The sequence below is a fragment of the uncultured Legionella sp. genome, assembly GCF_937871865.1.
Taxonomy (GTDB): domain Bacteria; phylum Pseudomonadota; class Gammaproteobacteria; order Legionellales; family Legionellaceae; genus Legionella.
Genome location: NZ_CALMPD010000289.1, coordinates 1 through 19,826, shown reverse-complemented (window position 1 = coordinate 19,826; position 19,826 = coordinate 1). Strand labels below are relative to the sequence as shown.

The window sequence follows — 19,826 nt, the reverse complement described above, 5'->3', positions numbered from 1 at the left end:
ATAAAAATTATAAGAAGAAACATGAATAAGAAGCTTAGTTCATTCGGTTTATTATGGATATCTCTCACCAGCATCATCGGTTCGGGATGGTTATTCGGTTCATTGTATTCAGCACATTTTGCAGGACCAGCAGCCATTTTAGCTTGGCCGATTGCCGGTTTTTTATTACTTATACTTTCCTTATCCTATGCTGAAATAGGAACTATGTTTCCACGCTCAGATACGTTAGCAAGCCTTCCTTTATATACTCATGGTCGATTAACCAGCGTTATGATGAGTGGTTTAGGCTGGATTTCCCTGGCAATTATCCCTGTCATTGAAGCCCAGGGACTAGTGCAATACGCCAGTAATTACATACCCGGCCTGGTAGTTCGTACTGAATTGCACTATCACAATACCCCTATAGGCTCTTTAATCATCATCATCTTATTAATGAGCTTTGTTTTAATCAATTATTTTGGGCTGCGCATCTTCGCACGAATCAATGCAGGCTTTACCTTCTGGAAACTACTCATTCCTACACTCACGGTTATTGCGTTACTTAGTATGAATTATCACAGTGAAAATTTCACTCAATATGGCGGGTTCATTCCCTACGGATGGAAAGGAGTAATGTCTGCTATGTCCAGTGGTGGAGTACTGTTCTCCCTTTTGGGATTCAGACAAGTAATCATCATGATGAACGAAATTGAAAACCCCGGTAAATATGTCCCAATAGTGCTTATAAGCTCAATATTGCTGACCAGCCTGCTGTATACCGGATTACAATGGGCATTTATTGGCAGCCTAAGTGCACAGTCTCTGGCAGATGGTTGGGCGAATTTGTCATTTATCGGTGATGCAGGTCCCTTTGCTGCTCTGGCAGCATTAGCTGGGATAGTATGGCTGAGCTATTTATTATACTTTGATGCCTTCCTATCACCCTACTCCACCGGTTTAGTCTACAGCACTACTGCGGCACACATGCTCGCCAGCATGGGTGCTACAGGAGATGCCCCTGCGCAAACAGCATCAACCAATAAATATCAAGTCCCTTGGGTAAGCCTGATTATCAATTTCTTATTGGCGGTCATCATGTCTTTTTTACTGCATGGATGGCAGGAAATTTCAGCATTTCTGGTTGCAGTATTAATGATTAGTTATGCATTAGGGCCTATCAGTCTGATCTGTCTGCGTCAGCAACTCCCCACATATAACAGACCTTTTCGCCTGCGTTTTGGCAATGTAATCGGGTTGATAGGATTCTATGTATGCACTGTAGGAGTGTATTGGTCGGATTTGAGCAGCGTTAGTAAATTATTGGGGCTAACCACAATCAGCCTTATCTTATACTTATTCTACGTCCGTGTAATAAAAAAAACGAAGACTACTCTCGATGTGAACCATGCTATCTGGTTGTTGGTATATCTTTTGGGGCTTGGTTTCTTTTCTTATTATGGTAATTATGGTGGCTCTCATTTTATTCCCTTATATTGGGATATGCTGTATTTGTTCTTGTTCAGCTTGAGCATATATGTCTTCGCTTACTTATCAAGAAAGCCAAGTACCTATACTCAATTGATGATTGCTAATAAAAATTTATAATTTATTGATGATTGTCATTTACAGGCCATTTGTTTATTCTAACCAATATACAAGCGACTCAACTTCATGCAGTTTCGGCCATAATCCATGTAAGGATGAAACCTCCTTGAGCTATCCAATACTTTATACTTTTAGACGATGCCCCTATGCTATCCGCGCCAGAATGATATTAGCTTACTCGAAAATCAAAGTAGAACAACGAGAGGTTGACCTGAAAAACAAACCACAAGAATTACTTGATGCCTCAGCAAAAGGCACGGTTCCCGTCTTAATTATGGGCAATGGACAAGTACTGGATGAGAGCATGGAGATTATCCGCTGGTCTTTAAATAACTCCGATCCAGAACATTGGTTCAGCAAGGAGCTGCAGAACGCTGGTGATGAGTTAATTTATATTAATGACACTCACTTCAAACCAATCCTTGATAATTATAAATACCCGCAGAAATCAGAAAAAAAAGATCCCTACTATTACAGAGAACAGGCAGAGACCTATCTTGAACAATTAGATTCCCTATTAAAAATAAATAATTATCTACTGGCATCTCATATTTCTTATGCTGATGTAGCTATTTTCCCATTCATAAGACAATTTTGCATGGTTGATAAAGAGTGGTTTGAACACAGTCAATACAAACACCTGCAGGTCTGGTTAAACAATTTTTTAAAGTCAGAACTCTTTCTCTCAATCATGGAAAAGTAATAATTATTTTATAAATATTAACTAGTTGATTGTAATTGACCAAATATCACCTCAGTTGGTAGAAGAAACTTACATGTTTCTATATTATTTGACAAAAAATTAATCCCACGACATCATGTGATTATTTTTTTGAACATTATGGTTTTTTTTGATTATGCTTAATGAATTTGAAAAAAATGAATTAGAAAAAGTCCAACAAGAAGTACGGTATATGGAACAGGTTCCCGAACATCTAAAAGCAAATAAGGAATTCATGCTCGAAGCGATAAAGATAAGTTGGTGCACCATGTATTTTGCTGCCCCGGAACTAAAAGACAACGAAGAATTTGTTCTGACTGCTATAGCAATTGATCCTGATGTTTATATGCATATATCAGATAGATTAAAAGATAATGAAAAAATAACTTCTTTGGCTATAAAAGAAAGTCACGTATTGTACTTCCATGCATCAGATAGATTAAAATATGACGGGAAGTTCAAAAATAATACGCTAAAAACCAATAGCTGGTACCCATGGATAAAATTAAACAAAGTATTAAAAAATAATTTTTGGGAAGGGTTAGGCGATACTTTTTCAATAATGCATGGTGATTACGCGCTCTTGAAAAAATGGAATGGGAATGAAGTCGATCCTAATCAGCTGAAATACGGATTAGTTGATATCACCTTCATCCCTCAATTATCTAATACATTACTTAATTATGGAATGCCCTGTACACCAAGCGTTGATAATCCGTTCAAATACGTAGGGCTAAGGCATAACACAAGCATTCTGGAAGACATATCAAAATACCTGGGATTAGGGTTGCAATTTTTAAGATTTACGATGGCTGCAACAGCGACAATAATGGTTTTACCCTTGTTGCTTTGGTCCATATACTAAAATCTCCTTTCATTTATTATTATCAACATCAATTACTCCAGCTTGAAGGGGTAATCTACAATAGAAATACAGGGGAACCAGTCTCTGATGCAACCACTACCTTAGAAGAGTTTGCCTCTCTGACTGATTCCAGCTTGGCTGATCTAGCTGGCTTTGGTGATGATATAACTTCTTATTCGTCAAAAAATTCTGAGGTAACAAGATATGGCTCCTTGCATAGTACTGATCCACGCTTCTTTTTTAGGCCATCAGGAGGCAATACGCCTGCCCAGATTAGAGCACAGCGACTAGTTACTGAATTGGAAATAGATGAAAAATATTCACCTAATGATCCAACATCAGTAGCTACAGGACGCTCTTTTTGGTGATGAAGGAACCGACAACCTAGAGACAGCGTTATATTGTCGTAATACAGGAAACCGTATTACGGCAATATTTATTGCCCCCCCAGTTATACAACAGGATGGTTAAGACCACTTCGGCTCGCCAGAGTTTCAGTTTGCAGTTTCATTATTTTGTTTAAATAAACAGGCTCTTTATTTTGAACGCATAATTTTTTTTCAGCCGGAGTTAACATCAGTAACATTTGAACATACTCATCTGAAACAGCATTATGAATACTTGAAAAAGTGGTGTTAAGTGTACCTGCATATACAAGGTCAATCAGTTTGGGATTAATTGGTTTCCCGCCAAACTGAGAGTGGCGATTTAAAGAAGAGTTGCCTCTTCGTGAAGCCTGTAATTTAAGGTCTTCCAAAACTCCTTTCATCATATTAAGGAATTTACTTAATCCTTCGACCGGATTTATCGTTCCCTGTGATACTTCTCTCAGTAAACCAATGCATTTTTCCCGGCAGGCGCTTTCAAGTACGTCATCCAACTGGTTGACAAAAGACGGCAGTTCCACTGTTGCATTGAGATTATCCATCAGATGAGTACCAGACAATAAGCTTTTATGTTTTACTTCACGCCCATCATTCCCCAAAATGGTAGAGTCAACTAACGATGGAGTAAAACTGCTATGACATGCCTGGGTTAAATTAAGATTGTCGCCAACAGTACACCCTCTTCCATGCTGTAAATCGGTATGGCCGGTAGTCGGATAAATCGACGTTTTATAATAAGCAATCAACGTATAAAAAAACAAATCGACTCGGCGATTTGCATGTTCAATAATATTGCTTTTTGCCATATCAAGAAGTGCACCGTGATTGTTCTGATTTTTTTGTAGTTCAACTTGAGAACATGAAAGCCCAAGGGCTGCACTGTAATTGTCACTATAGGTGTAACGTTTTCGCTTTCTATTGGGAAACTGCTGCGACTCCTCTTGTTTTAAGACTTCAAAATAGCTTGCTGAAGGCATTTTGTCGGGAGGGGTAAGAGGGGGAGTTATTTTTTTAGAATCAGAAAGTTGGTTAGGAGGTGTTTTAGATAAGAATGCCTTTTTTTTCAAAGAATGATTGGGAGTATGTTTTGCTATATGTTTCGCACCATTTGAAATACGTCTTGCCATGGTTCTCTCCTTGAATAGCCATTATGTCTCACAATGTCACAACACAGTTCAAGAGCTCTGTTTCCATCAGAACACTCAAAGATCAAGAGAAAAATTGATGTCTGCGAAAGCAGGAACATTAATACTTAGCCTTAATCAGCAAAATGCGTTGTTCTCTTACAGTACATAGTAATCTTATATAATTCAAGATGAATGTCTAAATTTATAATAATTAAAACATTGTGTTTATAATTAATGAGTTATAAATTTTAATTAGAAATAAATTCATAATCTTCGAGTAATTTTTATCCTTTACACATTATGTCTCGCAATACAATCTCCCAAACAAATGGATAAACAAAAACTCATATGCTATATATTTAGTAACTTCGATCAAGATAACGACAGACAATGATACCCCAAAGAGCTGTTAGTGCGTTTATTGCGCTTGCCACTGCATCTACTGTAAAAGAAACCCTTGCATCACAATTGGAGCTTGAAAATCCGGCGCTTCTCGTTACACTACCGTTGAGCATAGTAAAACATAATCTTATCCCTTCAAACATTAGTGAGTTTAGCTGTCCACACCGACAGAAATTACATGATAAATGTAGTGATGTGACTCAATTAGATAAAATGACCGTTCCTCCGGTCAATATGGTTTTGGAAGTAATGAAAGTTCCATTAACCAAGGATGCATACAAAGCAATCAAAAGAGATTTACATTACTCGCGACAGATGTCTAAAGACGATCCTCTTCATAAGAAAATAAGTGATTACCAACAACAGGCCTCAAATCAAAGGCTGATTTCATCAAAATTCCATGAAACGGGCGAACGAGAAGGAGCTCTGATGCACTCAATGTTAGCATTCGGTTTTGATCTTAAAGCAAAAGTAGCCAACATACCTCTTGCAATCCAAACAGCGATGAAACGACATGAATGAATTAAGTGACATTTAGGGGGGTATTCAATGATTAATCAAATCAATCCCAATATTCATAATGAAAATAAAAAAATCACGAATGAATGTGCGATAATGACGTTAACCCCAACAGTAGAACTGTTCCCGAGACTAAGAGAATTATCAGAAGACTTGCTCGCAATAACCAATGATGAATTAAACCCGTTTTTAGATGAAGAATGCCTGACAAGCCACACCGTACCTATTTGTATTCCGCTAATTACCAACTTCGATGATCTGGATCAGTTTATTAGTAATAACAGCGCGTTATTAATTGATTTTATGTTGGCAGCATGGCCTATTCCGTTGGAACAATGGGGATTTATACATAAAAACCGGGAGCTGTTAGATCGGTTGATCAAAGTGACTTATTACCCAATATTGTGTAAAGCAATTGCAAAACCGGTCAGTAGTACTCTGGATTTGGCAGTAACTTTCGCTACCCCTACAAATGAACTTATCGATTATATTGCTAATGGCATTCACTCAAAAAAAATGAATCTGAACGACAAAGAGTTTCTCCAAATGGAATTTATATTATCCTCAGGAGTTGCCGTAATTACCAATCAAATTGAAAAATCAGCAGCTCAGAATACTGTAGAGTTCTATCAGGCTATTAATGATTCCAAAAACTATCTAACAGAATTAAAAGACAAAATCGTCAATACTCTGTTTTATTTCTATTTTAGAAATAACGAGGATGCACCTCAAGAGATAGGCAATGAATATCTTAAGCAATGGTTTAACACAAAAACCTATCTTGGGATGTATATGTTTCCTGATGAACCCATTAATTATTAGTATCATTCCCCATTTGATTTTGAGAGGCACGTTTGCCGCCCCCGAAAAGGTGGGGAGGCGTCTCCAATGTAGCTTTAATGCTTTGCTCTAAAGCTCCTCATGATAAACCAAGTAATGAGGCCTCCAAGAGCAATAAAAACAACTGCAGGGATAACATCCTTAAGTGGTAAAAATGCGATGGCCATGACGTTTAAAACCACGGCCAAACAAGGAATAAATAATGGGATACAAAACACATCTTTCCCCATTCCTTTATTGCTCCGCCTCAACTTCATAACCACCAATGACACGCAACTTAAAGAAAAGACCACCAGAACCAAGGCACTCGTAGAACTTGCCAGATTTTTCATGCTGCCGGCTAATCCTAATCCTAGTATTAATGGAAATATTAGTAATATGGCAATATAAGGAGTATGAAATTTCGGGTGGACCTTATATATAAAACCAGGCAACAGATGGCTTGTAGACATCCCATACAGCAAACGAGAAGCCGTAATGTAATTTAACAAGGTCGTATTAAAAATCGCAAACAGAGCAATAATGATAAAGATAAATTGCGGTAACGCAGGATAAGCCTTGCTCACTACATCCAACAATGGAGCATTTGATTGGCTGAGTTCACTACCAGGAATAATCGCCGTTGCCATCCAGCTCACTCCCAGATATAAAAGTCCTGCGGTACCAAGCGAAGAGAGAATAGCACGAGGAATATTTACTTTTGGTTTTTTTACTTCCTCAGCAATATTGGCCAGATCTTCAAATCCTGTAAAGGCAAAAAAAGCCAACGCGGCTCCCTGAAACACATCGTTCATTCCTGGCATTTGATCAGCAGGCGTGACAAGAGCTTCAATATGCTCCGAAGATAAATACCAAAAACCACACCCCAACACGATGAGCAAACCGCTTACCTCAACCATAGTGCTTACTATGTTGGCAAAAGATGATTGCTTAATGCCGCGCATATTGATTAACAGTAACAGAATTAAAAAACCGGAAACACCAAGCCAGTTAGGGAGATTAAAACCCAATGCCCTCAGATACCCCACAAAAGCATGGGATAAAGTGGACATGGAAAGAATGGTAGCACCAAGGAGCAGTAAACCCGCCAATAGAGATAACCACTGACAATCAAAAGCCTCCAATACGTAAACAGACACTCCCCCACTACGAGGAAATCGGCTGGCCAGCTCACTGTAAGTAAATGCAGTAAGAAACACTATCCCCATCGCAACAGCAAATGAAAGCCAGGTTAAGGGACCAGCATGTCCAGCAATTTTGCCAATAATGGCATAAATTCCTGCCCCAAGTATGTCGCCAATACCATAAATAATTAAAGCACCTAAACCAAGAGCCCTGATTAAACCAGCTGGTGCGTGCTTATCCAATTTAAAATCCTTTTCTCTTGCAAAATCAATCAATTAAACATAAAAAAAATGCTCTTGCAAGATGAATAACGAGCAGTGCTAATCGATTTATATTTTATATACGTTATTTTTCTGTCAAATTTTAAAATTAATATCCAACTTGAATGAACGAAAAACGGACATTATCTTTTTTTTAGCGTGTGGGGTTGTTTATCATTTTTAATTTTGATTTAATCGCTGGCGTATCTAAAACGGCACCATGGAAAAAGTAAATTTGAATTATTGATTTAATACTTCAAATTGGATGACTGCAAGTTAGCAATTATGGAAAAAGGACTATGTCTAACGACCTGGCTATTTATTTAAGCAAACAACTACTTTGGCATGCATTACTCATTGCCTCTCCGATAATTATTGCAGCACTTATCAGTGGCCTGGTTATATCAATCCTTCAGGTGGTCACCCAAATACAAGACAGCACATTAAGTTTTGTACCCAAAATATTGACTGTAGTGCTAATGCTTATGCTGTGTGGCGAATGGATGCTTCATACACTTACCGAATTTGCCCAAAGTATATTCCTCAACATACCAGGAACGGTGAACCCATGATCGTTTCTACATCATGGATTACTACGTTACTCTTCATTACTATTCGTATGGGAACCATTTTATTATTCACCCCCATCCAGGCTATTCGACAGATACCCGTTCATTCACGGTTGATTTTCATTTTTATATTCAGTGTTCTGATGAGCTTGAATACGGATCAGGTTACAGAAATGGAGAATCCACGCATCCTGCTTGGAGGCATTGCAGAATTTGCCAATGGCTTAATACTGGCCACCAGCATGTTTGCAGCTTTTTCAGTATTCCAAATCGCAGGACAAATCATTGAAAATGAAACAGGGATGAATTCATTAACCCTGTTTAACCCCAGTGAACACAGCCAACTTCCATTAACCAGCCATTTATTATCCATGCTTGCCGTATTATTCTTTTTTGGACTCAATGGACATATTTGGTTATTTAAAGGGCTTTCCTATTCTTTTGTGATTATACCACCTGGAACACTAAGCTTATTTAACGGATTTGTACCTGTGATGAAACAATTAGGTTTTATGTTTTCCATGGCCGTAATGATTGCCAGCCCCATCATTACCTCCTTGCTTGTTATTGATTTATTCAGTGCAGTTTTAACTCGAAATATGCCGCAAATCAGTACTTATTTCCTGATGATTCCGATTAAAGTTTTACTTGCTCTCGTTCTGTTAGGTCTGATGCTTAATTATTTTAACCCAATAGCAAATCAGGTCTTTGAGCACTGTTTTCAAACCTGGCAGGAAATCATGTCATGAGTGAGAAAACTGAAAAAGCAACTCCGTACAAATTACAAAAAGCAAAAGAAAAAGGCCAGGTAAGTAAAAGTATTGAGCTAACAACCTGTATTTCATTATTGGCTCTTTGCTCCTTGATAAATGCTTTATGGTCCAAACAATCTGAAGAAATTCAGCATCTGATTCGTCAACTGCTCCATAGTTCCTCTCAAATTCAATTTAATATTGATACCATAAGCCATCTTTATCAGTATATTTTATCGCAGCTCATTAATTTATGGGCACCATTCGCCCTCGCAGGAGCATTAGCAATAATACTGGGAACGATTGCGCAAACTGGCATGGTTTGGTCAACAACTCCATTGACTCCAGATTTCAAACGCTTAAATTTTATCCAGGGATTTAAACGCTTATTTTCACTCAAAACCTGTTTTGAAGCCCTTAAAAACTCATTTAAATTGCTGCTCGCCTTTTTGCTTTTAGGTATCGCATTACATCATCATCTTCCCAGTATTATTCGGCTGATGTTAACCCAGCCAACGCAAGATCCCGAACTGATGATGAATCTTCTTTTGAAATTGATTTTTCAACTGCTCCTGCTCCTTTCGTTCATCGCGTTGCTTGATAAATTCTATACTCGATGGAAATTCAACAAAGACAACCGCATGAGTAAGCAGGAAGTAAAAGATGAGTACAAACAAAAGGAAGGCGATCCAAAAATAAAAAGTAAAATAAAACAGCTGCAACATCAGTTACGCCAAAAGACGAATTCATTGTCAGCAGTTCAATCAGCAGATGTAGTCATTACTAATCCGACCCATCTTGCCATTGCGCTTAAATACGATAGAACAATAATGCCCGCCCCTAAAGTGGTCTGTAAAGCTCAGGGGGAAATGGTGAATGAAGTAAAAAAGCTTGCCAGAAAATACGGTGTTCCCATTATGGAACACAAACCATTTGCCCGCATGTTGCATCAATCCATAGAGTTAAATCACTGGATATCCAAAGATCTCTATCCAATAGCAGCAGGTATTTTCCGTGAGGTCTATGAGCTAAGGAATAATAGATGAAGGCATTGATGAAATGGTTCGATAACTCCAGTGAACTTATCATGATAGCGTTCGCTACCGGGATTCTTTTTATTTTATTCATTCCCATCCCTGCCGGGTTATTAGACTTGCTTCTTATCGTGAACTTCAGCTGGGCATTAACTATTTTGCTTTTAACGTTTTACACAGATAAACCATTAAGTTTTTCAACATTCCCGGCGTTATTGCTCATCTCAACCCTGTTTCGATTAGCACTGAATATTTCGGCCACACGGCTTATTTTATCTGATGGAGATGCAGGCAAAGTAATTCAAGCAATGGGGCAATACGTGATTCAAGGTAATTACGTTATGGGCTTGGTCGTATTTTTAATCCTTATTATTGTTCAATTTATCGTTGTGACCAATGGTGCCCAGCGTGTTGCTGAAGTAGCTGCTCGTTTTACTCTGGACAGTATGCCCGGTAAACAAATGAGTATTGATGCGGATTTAAACATGGGGAGCATCTCACAAAGCGATGCAAAAATTCGAAGGTCACAAATAGAAAAAGAAGCCAATTTTTATGGCGCGATGGATGGAGCCAGCAAATTTGTAAAAGGTGATGCGATAGCAGGCATCCTGATCATTCTGGTAGACATCATTGGCGGATTTGCCATAGGAATAATACAAAAAGGTTTAAGTTTTTCTGAGTCCATTCAGACCTACACTCTCCTCACTGTTGGAGATGGTCTGGTCACTCAAATTCCAGCCTTAATCATTTCTACCGCCACCGGAATAATCGTGACCCGTGCAGCAACTGATGCCCATCTTGGAAGTGAGGTGGCAAAACAGATCAGTGCTTATCCCAAAAGTTTACTGATGGTCTGTGCCGGATTAACCGGGCTTTTATTCTTAAAAGGCATCCCAACTCTGTCAGTACTCCTGATTTTAATTCCCTTAATTATCCTCACCTGGTTTGCTTTTAAAGGAAAAAAAGAAATACAAATAGAAGAAGCAGAAGAAAATTTATATGAAAAAATTCGTATACACCCTATCGAAATTAATCTGAACAAAGAACTGTATGCTCAATTAATCCACCATGAAGAGCAATTAGTACAATCCATCCAGTTGATTAGAGAACGAATTGCCTTTGAGCTGGGTTTTGTATTACCAGATGTTAAAATAAAAACTGATAAAAAATTAGGATATCCTTTATATCAGGTAAGTATTCAAGGTACTAGTGAAGGTCATCATGCCTTACATATGGATAAAACACTCGCCATTTTTTCAAATCGCAGTAAAAATAATAGCCTACCCAAAGGAATTGAAGTGCGCGACCCCAGTTATGGACTTCCGGCAACCTGGATAGAACCCGAAAATAAACAAATAGCGCTCAATGATGGATTTACCGTATGTGAACCGTTAATAGTTTTAACCACTCATCTCAATGAAACCATTCAAGCCCATATAGCCGATTTACTCACAAGAGAAGAAACAGAGAAATTATTAATCCAACCAGGAATCAAAGCATTAAGTGAAGAGCTAATACCTTCCTTACTCCCTTTAGGTCATGTACAACGCATATTACAAAATCTGCTCAAGGAAAAAGTATCGATTCGCTATTTAACTCAAATCATTGAGTTATTATTAGAGCACGCGAAGAAGATACCTGAACCAACACAGCTTACGGAACTGGTAAGAACAGGCCTAGCTACGCCTATTTGTCAAAAATTGCTTGGCAATCAAAACAGCCTGTATGTATTAACCCTGGAATCATCGTTAGAGCAAAAGCTTAATCAAAATATGGTAAATAAAGAACAGCTGATTCTGGAGCCAGGTTTAACCGAGCGCCTCATAACCTCGCTTGCAACTCAGGTAGAACAAATGCTTGGTGAGCGCAAGCGTCCTATTCTTCTCTGTTCCTCATTATTAAGAAGGCATTTAAAACAATTAACTCAAAGAGTGATTCCACACCTGACCGTATTGGCTATGAATGAGATACCGGTCAATGTTCAGGTTGAATCATATGGCGTTGTACAATAAGGATGTAAGATGTTAGATGCAATAACAGCGACACAACTCGCAATGGAATTTGATCAATTAAAATTGCAGTCAATTAGCCAAAATGTGGCCAATATGAATACGCCAGGCTTTAAAAGGCAAATAGTAGAGTCCAATGGCTTTGATGAATTGCTGCAACCTCAATTGAATTCAGTTATTCAGCAAATGCAGCATAGCCAAATCAGAACTCAGGGAACGCTGACTCAAACTCATCAACCTACTGATTTAGCCTTAACCGGAAACGGTTACTTCCAGGTACAAAGTGAGCAAGGAATTTATTATACCCGACGCGGTGATTTTCAAATAAATAATCAAGGCGAGCTGTGTACTGCAACAGGAGAAACAGTTCTTGGAACTGGGGGGACTATTAAGGTCGATGGCACTCACTTTACCATTGATGCTCAAGGTGGCCTTTATATTGATCATCACAAAGCAGATCAACTCAACATCGTCCAATTCAACCAACCGCAAATGCTCCAATACTCAGGAAATGGCCTCTATAAAACAGAAGAATCACCTAACCCCGCGAATGGTTCCACACGCGTGCTGCAAGGATTCATAGAGCAATCCAATGTGAAGTCCATTGATGAAATGATGGATATGGTAAAAACCTCACGTCATTTTGAAGCAAGCCAACGAGTAATGCGCACTGCAGACACTATGTTAGCCACTGCAATCACTCAGCTAGGAGAAGGGAATGTCTGACGCACTATCAATTGCCGCCAGCGGATTAAAGGCAGAAGAGTTTTACATTGATAAAATTGCCAATGATTTAGCAAATTTGAATACTGCAAATTATAAGGCGAGTAAATTAACCTTTGAAGACGTGCTGTATCAAAACATCAACGGAGAAAATCCTCTATTTAATAACCAACCCAGTGCAAAGTTAGGGCTGGGTACAGCTGTTTACAAATCGGGTAAAGATTTTTCCACCGGGCCTTTAAAATCAACGAATAACTGGAATGATGTAGCCATTAATGGCGTCGGCTTTTATCAAGTAATCAATACCGATGGTACTGTTGTTTATACCCGAAACTCCACGTTCAGCATTGATTCTGATCACTATCTTTCAACACAGGATGGTTTAAGGTTGGCAGATAATATTCAGGTTCCCGATGATTTCACCAAATTAACCATTCAAGCCAATGGAGACGTTGAGGTAACTCTGAGCGATGAACCCGAACCACAACTGATTGGCACCATCCAACTGGCTAAATTCATCAATCCGGAAACATTAAATCCGGTAGGTGCTGGTATTTATATTCCAACCGATGAGTCAGGAGAACCGTTGACCGATAATCCTGGCAGTAGCGGATTAGGAACCTTGGCGCAAAACCAAATTGAAGGTTCTAATGTTGATATGGTCAATTCACTAATGCAATTAACCATGGCGCAACGTGTCTATCAATTAAATGCCAAAGCAGTACAAATTGCTGATGAACTGGAAAAAATGACCAATGAAATTCGTAATTAATCTCATGCTTTCCCTGCCCTTGGCATTGCAGGCTCATGCACAAGCTGTGCTACGCTTTCAGGAGCATATTTCCGCTCATCCTAAATATTTAGGTGATATAATAAGCATCAGCAAGCAGCACCAGGGCTTAATGAAACTCCCCTTGGACAGTTCTCCCACCACTGGAGAATTAATTTCCAAAGAACAAGTCATCCAATGGATTAACCATAAAGCAGGAACAATCGATTATCAATGGCGAGGTAAAAAATCAACCAGGGTTCAACAACAGATCCAATCAACCGGAAAGGAATTACTTAATAAAGCGCAAACAGCCTTAGAGCAACGATTAAAAAGCCAATATGATGTAATTAAACTGACTGCCAAAAACACCATTAAGGATAGTGAATATCCTTTGTCTGAATTTCAAGTAGAACTGCCTGATTCCCATCCTCCAGCAAAACAAATTTGTGTCTGGTTGAAGCATGGTAAACGTTCTATTCCGGTCTGGTTTGCCGTCCGTGCTTATAAATCAGTGCTGGTTGCAGCACGCCCCATTAAAAATCGCAGTACATTGAAACCGTCAGATGTCATTCTGATAAAACGCAATATTGCAGGCTTACACGAGAACCCATTAAGCAAATTACCGCAATCAGGATGGCTTAAAAAATCAATAAACAAAGGACATATTTTAATGCAAAGCGATGTAGTTAATATGCCGCAAATCCTGCGCGGTCATAACATCCAGGTACAGGTTAAAACGCATGGAATATCTATACTGTCCGACGCTATAGCGCAACATGACGGTTATACCGGTCAGGTAATACGCCTGAAAAACCCGGCATCTAATAAATATTTTGTTGCAAAAGTAACCGCACCAGGTAAAGCGGAGGTTTCAGCATGAAAAAAATAGTTATTCTACTGGTTACATTATGGGTACATTCACCAACGGGATGGGCAATTAATTTATTTCATGAAGAAGAATACAGGCCGTTAATTGCAGACAGAGTTGCTTCTTTGCCTGGGGATATTCTCACTGTGATTGTGCTGGAAACCTCCAATGCGCAGACTAGTGCTGATTTATCATCAGGTAAAGAAATAAAAACTGCATTGGAAGTAGGCTATAACAAAAACAATCATGAGGTTGAATTTGGATTAAAAGGCAAAGGGAAAACTGCAGCTAAGACAGGGCGCAATGGTAAAATCAAAGCCTCATTAACCGTACAAATTAAAGAAATATACCCCAATCGCACTTATCTTGTAGAAGGGATGCAAACGATCACCATCAATGGAGAACAACAAAATATTCTGCTAAGTGGCATCGTAAGACCAGAAGACATCAGCCCTCAAAACACGGTGCTCTCAACACGCCTTTCCAATGCACACATTACCTATTCTGGAAATGGTTCGGTTTCAGACTCTCAAAACCGCAATTATTTTTACAAGATTTTATCTTTTGTAGGATTAGTTTAATGAACAAATTAATAGTCATTCTACTCCTTATTACAGAACTATTAGTTCAGGGATCAACACATGCTGCGGTTCGCTTAAAATCCATAGCCAGGCTGTCAGGACTACAGGAAAACCCCATCAGCGGTTATGGCCTGGTTATTGGTTTGGCAGGTTCAGGAGATTCCCGGCGAAATAAAGACACAACTCAGGCTATTTCAAATTTATTACGAAGTTTCGGGGTCAATATTAATCCCAATGAAATCAACAGCAGAAATACGGCCACAGTGATTATCACCGCCAGCCTCCCTTCCTATGCACATCAAGGGGATAAAATCGACATCAACGTCGCCTCTTTGGGCGATGCGAAAAGCTTATTGGGTGGAACATTATTAGTAACTCCTCTCAAAGGCGCAGACAACCAGATCTATGCTCTGGCTCAAGGTCCCATTTCCATAGGAGGATTTAAATATGACTTGTATGGGAATGTGATTCAAAAAAACCATCCAACTACCGGATTAATTCCAGGCGGTGCCGTGGTCGAAAAAACACTTTATAACGAAGTAATTGATAAAACAGGAGATCTGCATTTAATTTTAAATCGCCCTGATTTTACAACCGCTGATCATATTGAATCAGCCATCAATAAACAATTTGGTAAAAATACCGCGTTGGCTCGCTCAGCGCAGGATATTGAAATTCACCCCCCTCTACCTGCAAGAAAACACTTTATTCGTTTTGTCAGCCAGCTCGAAAACATTGCCATTACTCCTGATAATTTACCTACTGTAGTAGTTAATGAGCGAACCGGGGTTGTTGTAGCAGGAGCCGATGTCAAGATTGATGCCGTCACGATATCACACGGTAATCTACAAATTGCTATTGCCACTGAATTTAATGTATCTCAACCCACATTACTACTGAATACAGGAAGACAGGCCAAAACAACAGTTACTCCCGCCACCAACATTAATGTGAAGGAAGCAGGAGCGAATACTGTAAATCTGAATCAAGGAGCAACCGTTGCAGATTTAATCACCGCATTAACACGAGTGCAAACGTCCACCCGCGACATCATTGCAATTTTGGAAAGTTTGCAACGAGCCGGTGCATTGCATGCTGAACTGGTTATTCAATAAGGAGCTATTGATGAACAAAGACACCACTATAGAATTAGTAAGCATGGCTCTTGATGCCTCCTTAATGCGTCAAACTGCAATAGCTAATAATGTTGCCAACATCAACAGCATTGGCTATCAAACTATGGAAGTCAATTTTGAACAGCAATTAGATAAAACTCATCTCATTACTGATTCTGAAGAGTTATCGGTAATTAAGCCCTTTTATCAAACCAGTGATCACCAATCCTCTATAGATGAGCAGATGGCTTTAAACGTCCAAAACATGACACATTATCGTGCCTTGATTAAAGGATTGAATCAAAAACTGGCTATCATGAAACTGGCATTACAAGGAACTAACCAATAATGAATTACACCCAGATTTATGCAATTGCTACACAAGGAATGAATGCCGAGAAATTGCGCGTTGATGTTGTGGCTAATAATATTGCAAATCAACACTCGTTAAAAAGCACTGACGGAACATTATTTCAAGCCAGTCAGGTAGTTACCACTGCCAAACCATTTTCAGCCCTATTGGAAGGAACAGTAGAAGCTGGCATTGATTCTATCGAAATAGTCTCACAGCAACTTCCTCCGAATAAAGTGTATGAACCAGCTCATCCTGCAGCAGACAAGCAAGGTTATGTTACCTACCCAGGAATAAGCACCATTGATGAGATGACCACTCTTTTACGTGCATCGCGAGCTTATGAAGCCAACATCAAAATAATTAATACAGCGCATAGCCTTTATTTACAGGCTCTGAATATAGGAGATGATCGGTGAATATTAGCCCAGTTACCCATTTATTCATGACCCAGGAAACACAGTCTGTAGAGCGAATGACACAACCTACCTCCTCCTTCTCCAGTTGGGTAGGAGAAAAGATTGTTGAAACCAATAACCAACTGAATGCTGCCGATGAAGCGTTAAGCCAATTGGCCAGTGGTCATGCAGAAAATTTGCACCAAACCATGCTGACTCTGGAGCAAGCCAAATTATCGTTTCACTATCTGGAGCAAATTCGCAACCGTCTGATGACCGCCTATCAAGATCTATTAAGAGAGCAAATTTAAAGTGAATTTTTTACAACAAACACAACATTGGTTCCAGGAATTACCATCAAAACGAAAAGTGACATTATCAGTTCTGCTCATCGTACTGATGATTACCACTGCCCTTATTTCCTGGTGGGCATTATCCCCTGATTTTGCCGTTTTGTTCCAACATCTGGAAGAACAAGATGCCAATAAAATTATTAGTCAACTGGATCAGGAACATATTGATTACCAACTACGGCATGGCGGTAGCGATATATTAATAGATAAAAATCTAATCGCTAAAACACGTCTGAAAATTATGAGTAGCGGCATTCAACTGAATGGTAGCGTTGGTTTTGAACTCTTTGATAAAAGTGATTTTGGAATGACCGATTTTTCCCAAAAAATAAATTATCAACGAGCATTACAAGGAGAACTTGAGCGCACCATCTCCAGTTTTGATGAAGTAAGGCAAGCCAGGGTTCATTTGGTACTGCCTGAAAACCATCTTTTTGATAAAGGTGAAAACCAGCCAAAAGCCGCAGTAACCCTAAACTTAAAACACAAATTAACTTACAAACAAGTGCTAAGCATCCAACAATTACTTACAGCCAGCGTGGCTCATTTAACCATCAAAAATGTAGTAGTTGTGGATCAAAATGGAAATACTTTGTCTCAATTTGAAGAAGAAAACAACTCCAATCATTTTAAGGCAAAGAAAAATATAGAGCGCTATCTGAATGATAAAGTAACACAGCTGCTTGCGACTGTATTTAGTCACAATCAAGTAATGGTAAAAATAGATGTTGCCATCAATTATGATGAGTTACAAAGGGAATTAATCAATCCGCAGTCCCAAGGGTTAATCACTCATGAAAAAGAAATAAAACATTCATCCTCCAGTGCCACAGATAAAACCAAAAACAATCAAGATGTTACCATGGAAAAATCCTATCAGTTTGGCAGTCAAAAGGAGCTGTTTAAAAAGGCAAGCGGAACGATTGAACGCCTGACCATTAGTGTTGTCGTACCGAATAATACTTCAATACAAACCATAGATCAGGTTCAGCGGCTGGTAAAAAGCACTGTTGGATTTAACGAACAACGCGGTGATAATCTGAGTGTTGAAGCGTTAATTGAACCCACAGCAGTGCCGATTTCTGAACCAACAATCATTCATGAAAATCCAATTCAAAAATCAGATACCCGGTTATTAGCATATTTCATCATTTTTTGTCTCACAATGAGTGCTACTGCAACCCTGATTATAAAAAGTGTTCGGAATAAAAAACGGCAAGTTCTATTGCTGGAGTTAACGGAGTGGCTCTCCCATCATGAATAAAGAATTTAAACACTTACTGTTAAAAATAGCGGCCCTTCCATTGAACGATCAAACATGGATGTTACGTCAGTTAACTGCAGAGCAACACGCACAATTTCACCAATTGCAAGGTAATGATCTATTGAGCCAGGCACGACGGTTTAGAACACTGCCATGCCCGGAAATAACACCGCCATCATCCCCTTCCTTACCAACACTATGTCATGACCTTCGACAGGAGGATCCGTTTTATATCGCCTTGATTCTAGAGCAAGGTCAATTTCACTGGAGCGAGCAATTTTTGCGCTCTCATGAGCACGGTGAGGAAATTCAATATTTAATGAATGATAAAATCGGCATGCTGAAATCTGGCACTAAATTAAGTGTATTCAAGCACTGGCAGAACCAACTAAGTTTTGAAGATCAACTGGTGACAAGTCATGGCTAAAATCATAAAGAAAGCACTGATCAGCTCAGAAACCATCACCATAGGCACTCTCATGCCTGTAAGCAATACAACTGATAATGAGTTGCATACGACAAAAAATACGCAACGCAATGAAACTTCTTTGGAAGACTTGCGGACACAAGCATACCAACAAGGTTTTGAGGCAGGAATTCGGGAAGGTCAAACACGCATAGAACAACAAGTCGAACGATCAAAACATGACTTAGAGAAACTGCTACTCTCAGTACCTCAAGCAATTGCTCAATGTCGTATGGAATTAAACAGGGAAATTGCCGACATTGTCTTAATAATCAGTCAGGAATATTTTGTTGAACAACAACGTACTCCAGAAGCATTGCAAGCACAAATCAATCAAATATTGAATCAGATCAATAACGAACAAAGCATTGAGTTGTGCTTGCATCCAGAAGAAATTAAATTAGTACAAAAAGCAAACATCCAGCTAAATGCCAGTCATCTGAATAGTTTAAAAATTAAAGCAGACGATAATCTTGCCCTGGGAGGTTGTCTTATCAAAACCGAACACGGGATCTTTGATACCAGTATTGAAACACGAATTGATCGGCTAAAAGAATATCTGATAGAAATAAGGTCAAGGGGGCAGCATGACTCTCTGGGCTAACTCATTACAGGCGATAGAACGACTAGGTGAAATTGAACAATTTGTTGGGCTGCAGCTCATAGCGAATGGCCCGCCGCAGGCCTTTATCGGTGAAGTATGCGATTTGCTTGATCAAAATCAAAAAATTCTAGGAAAAG

At 39.1% G+C, this 19,826-nt stretch carries 23 protein-coding genes; 21 read left to right on the top strand and 2 right to left on the bottom strand.

Annotated elements, in window-relative coordinates:
* Positions 1-21: 21 nt before the first annotated feature.
* The 4 genes from Q0495_RS15515 to Q0495_RS15500 all read left to right on the top strand — a co-directional run bounded on the left by Q0495_RS15515 (position 22) and on the right by Q0495_RS15500 (position 3,538).
* Complete coding sequence (locus Q0495_RS15515; protein WP_298627901.1) at positions 22-1,584, top strand: APC family permease; 1,563 nt, start codon at positions 22-24, stop codon at positions 1,582-1,584.
* A 106-nt stretch (positions 1,585-1,690) separates the two neighbouring features.
* A complete protein-coding gene (locus Q0495_RS15510; RefSeq protein ID WP_298627899.1) occupies positions 1,691-2,287 on the top strand; it encodes a glutathione S-transferase in 597 nt (198 codons plus the stop codon).
* A 154-nt stretch (positions 2,288-2,441) separates the two neighbouring features.
* A complete protein-coding gene (locus Q0495_RS15505) occupies positions 2,442-3,170 on the top strand; it encodes a DUF4116 domain-containing protein (protein WP_298627898.1) in 729 nt (242 codons plus the stop codon).
* Entirely contained in the window at positions 3,155-3,538 is a 384-nt protein-coding gene (locus Q0495_RS15500; RefSeq protein ID WP_298627896.1) for a hypothetical protein, read from the top strand. Before Q0495_RS15505 ends, Q0495_RS15500 begins: the two co-directional genes overlap by 16 nt.
* Positions 3,539-3,621: 83 nt before the next feature.
* Here the strand turns inward: Q0495_RS15500 and Q0495_RS15495 are convergent, their stop codons facing one another.
* Entirely contained in the window at positions 3,622-4,683 is a 1,062-nt protein-coding gene (locus Q0495_RS15495; protein ID WP_298627894.1) for a hypothetical protein, read from the bottom strand.
* Positions 4,684-5,073: 390 nt separating this feature from the next.
* On the opposite strand from Q0495_RS15495, the gene Q0495_RS15490 reads away from it, so the two are divergent.
* The gene (locus Q0495_RS15490) at positions 5,074-5,607 is read left to right on the top strand and encodes a hypothetical protein (protein ID WP_298627892.1); all 534 of its coding nucleotides are present in this window, start codon (positions 5,074-5,076) and stop codon (positions 5,605-5,607) included.
* Between the two features lie 27 nt (positions 5,608-5,634).
* Positions 5,635-6,426 carry a hypothetical protein gene (locus tag Q0495_RS15485; RefSeq protein WP_298627890.1) on the top strand — a complete coding sequence of 264 codons (792 nt, stop codon included), beginning with the start codon at positions 5,635-5,637 and terminating at the stop codon, positions 6,424-6,426.
* A 74-nt stretch (positions 6,427-6,500) separates the two neighbouring features.
* Here the strand turns inward: Q0495_RS15485 and Q0495_RS15480 are convergent, their stop codons facing one another.
* Positions 6,501-7,811 (bottom strand): APC family permease, encoded by a 1,311-nt coding sequence (locus Q0495_RS15480; RefSeq protein ID WP_298627888.1) that lies wholly within the window; start codon positions 7,809-7,811, stop codon positions 6,501-6,503.
* Positions 7,812-8,128: 317 nt separating this feature from the next.
* On the opposite strand from Q0495_RS15480, the gene fliQ reads away from it, so the two are divergent.
* The 15 genes from fliQ to Q0495_RS15405 are packed head-to-tail and all read left to right on the top strand — an operon-like array spanning position 8,129 to position 19,689.
* Positions 8,129-8,401 carry a flagellar biosynthesis protein FliQ gene (fliQ, locus tag Q0495_RS15475; RefSeq protein WP_298627886.1) on the top strand — a complete coding sequence of 91 codons (273 nt, stop codon included), beginning with the start codon at positions 8,129-8,131 and terminating at the stop codon, positions 8,399-8,401.
* The gene (locus Q0495_RS15470; protein ID WP_298627884.1) at positions 8,398-9,147 is read left to right on the top strand and encodes a flagellar biosynthetic protein FliR; all 750 of its coding nucleotides are present in this window, start codon (positions 8,398-8,400) and stop codon (positions 9,145-9,147) included. Before fliQ ends, Q0495_RS15470 begins: the two co-directional genes overlap by 4 nt.
* Positions 9,144-10,196: an EscU/YscU/HrcU family type III secretion system export apparatus switch protein gene (locus Q0495_RS15465; RefSeq protein WP_298627882.1), complete on the top strand. Its 1,053-nt coding sequence runs from the start codon at positions 9,144-9,146 to the stop codon at positions 10,194-10,196. The genes Q0495_RS15470 and Q0495_RS15465 overlap by 4 nt, the downstream gene beginning before the upstream one ends.
* Positions 10,193-12,196, top strand: a complete 2,004-nt coding sequence (locus Q0495_RS15460; protein WP_298627881.1) for a flagellar biosynthesis protein FlhA — start codon at positions 10,193-10,195, stop codon at positions 12,194-12,196. Before Q0495_RS15465 ends, Q0495_RS15460 begins: the two co-directional genes overlap by 4 nt.
* A gap of 9 nt (positions 12,197-12,205) precedes the next feature.
* Positions 12,206-12,919, top strand: a complete 714-nt coding sequence (locus Q0495_RS15455; protein ID WP_298627879.1) for a flagellar hook-basal body protein — start codon at positions 12,206-12,208, stop codon at positions 12,917-12,919.
* Positions 12,912-13,688 carry a flagellar hook-basal body protein gene (locus Q0495_RS15450; RefSeq protein WP_298627878.1) on the top strand — a complete coding sequence of 259 codons (777 nt, stop codon included), beginning with the start codon at positions 12,912-12,914 and terminating at the stop codon, positions 13,686-13,688. The genes Q0495_RS15455 and Q0495_RS15450 overlap by 8 nt, the downstream gene beginning before the upstream one ends.
* The gene (gene flgA, locus Q0495_RS15445) at positions 13,672-14,568 is read left to right on the top strand and encodes a flagellar basal body P-ring formation chaperone FlgA (protein ID WP_298627876.1); all 897 of its coding nucleotides are present in this window, start codon (positions 13,672-13,674) and stop codon (positions 14,566-14,568) included. The genes Q0495_RS15450 and flgA overlap by 17 nt, the downstream gene beginning before the upstream one ends.
* On the top strand, positions 14,565-15,137 hold the full coding sequence (locus Q0495_RS15440; protein ID WP_298627874.1) for a flagellar basal body L-ring protein FlgH: 573 nt from the start codon (positions 14,565-14,567) through the stop codon (positions 15,135-15,137). The genes flgA and Q0495_RS15440 overlap by 4 nt, the downstream gene beginning before the upstream one ends.
* Positions 15,137-16,252: a flagellar basal body P-ring protein FlgI gene (locus Q0495_RS15435; RefSeq protein ID WP_298627872.1), complete on the top strand. Its 1,116-nt coding sequence runs from the start codon at positions 15,137-15,139 to the stop codon at positions 16,250-16,252. The genes Q0495_RS15440 and Q0495_RS15435 overlap by 1 nt, the downstream gene beginning before the upstream one ends.
* A 10-nt stretch (positions 16,253-16,262) precedes the next feature.
* Complete coding sequence (locus Q0495_RS15430) at positions 16,263-16,601, top strand: hypothetical protein (protein WP_298627870.1); 339 nt, start codon at positions 16,263-16,265, stop codon at positions 16,599-16,601.
* Positions 16,601-17,023 carry a flagellar basal body rod protein FlgC gene (gene flgC, locus Q0495_RS15425; protein ID WP_298627868.1) on the top strand — a complete coding sequence of 141 codons (423 nt, stop codon included), beginning with the start codon at positions 16,601-16,603 and terminating at the stop codon, positions 17,021-17,023. The genes Q0495_RS15430 and flgC overlap by 1 nt, the downstream gene beginning before the upstream one ends.
* Positions 17,020-17,313, top strand: coding sequence for a flagellar hook-basal body complex protein FliE (fliE, locus tag Q0495_RS15420; RefSeq protein ID WP_298627867.1), 294 nt, complete (start codon positions 17,020-17,022; stop codon positions 17,311-17,313). The genes flgC and fliE overlap by 4 nt, the downstream gene beginning before the upstream one ends.
* A 1-nt stretch (position 17,314) precedes the next feature.
* The gene (fliF, locus tag Q0495_RS15415; RefSeq protein ID WP_298627865.1) at positions 17,315-18,619 is read left to right on the top strand and encodes a flagellar basal-body MS-ring/collar protein FliF; all 1,305 of its coding nucleotides are present in this window, start codon (positions 17,315-17,317) and stop codon (positions 18,617-18,619) included.
* Positions 18,612-19,046: a hypothetical protein gene (locus Q0495_RS15410; RefSeq protein WP_298627863.1), complete on the top strand. Its 435-nt coding sequence runs from the start codon at positions 18,612-18,614 to the stop codon at positions 19,044-19,046. Before fliF ends, Q0495_RS15410 begins: the two co-directional genes overlap by 8 nt.
* On the top strand, positions 19,039-19,689 hold the full coding sequence (locus Q0495_RS15405; protein ID WP_298627861.1) for a FliH/SctL family protein: 651 nt from the start codon (positions 19,039-19,041) through the stop codon (positions 19,687-19,689). The genes Q0495_RS15410 and Q0495_RS15405 overlap by 8 nt, the downstream gene beginning before the upstream one ends.
* Positions 19,690-19,826: the final 137 nt, after the last annotated feature.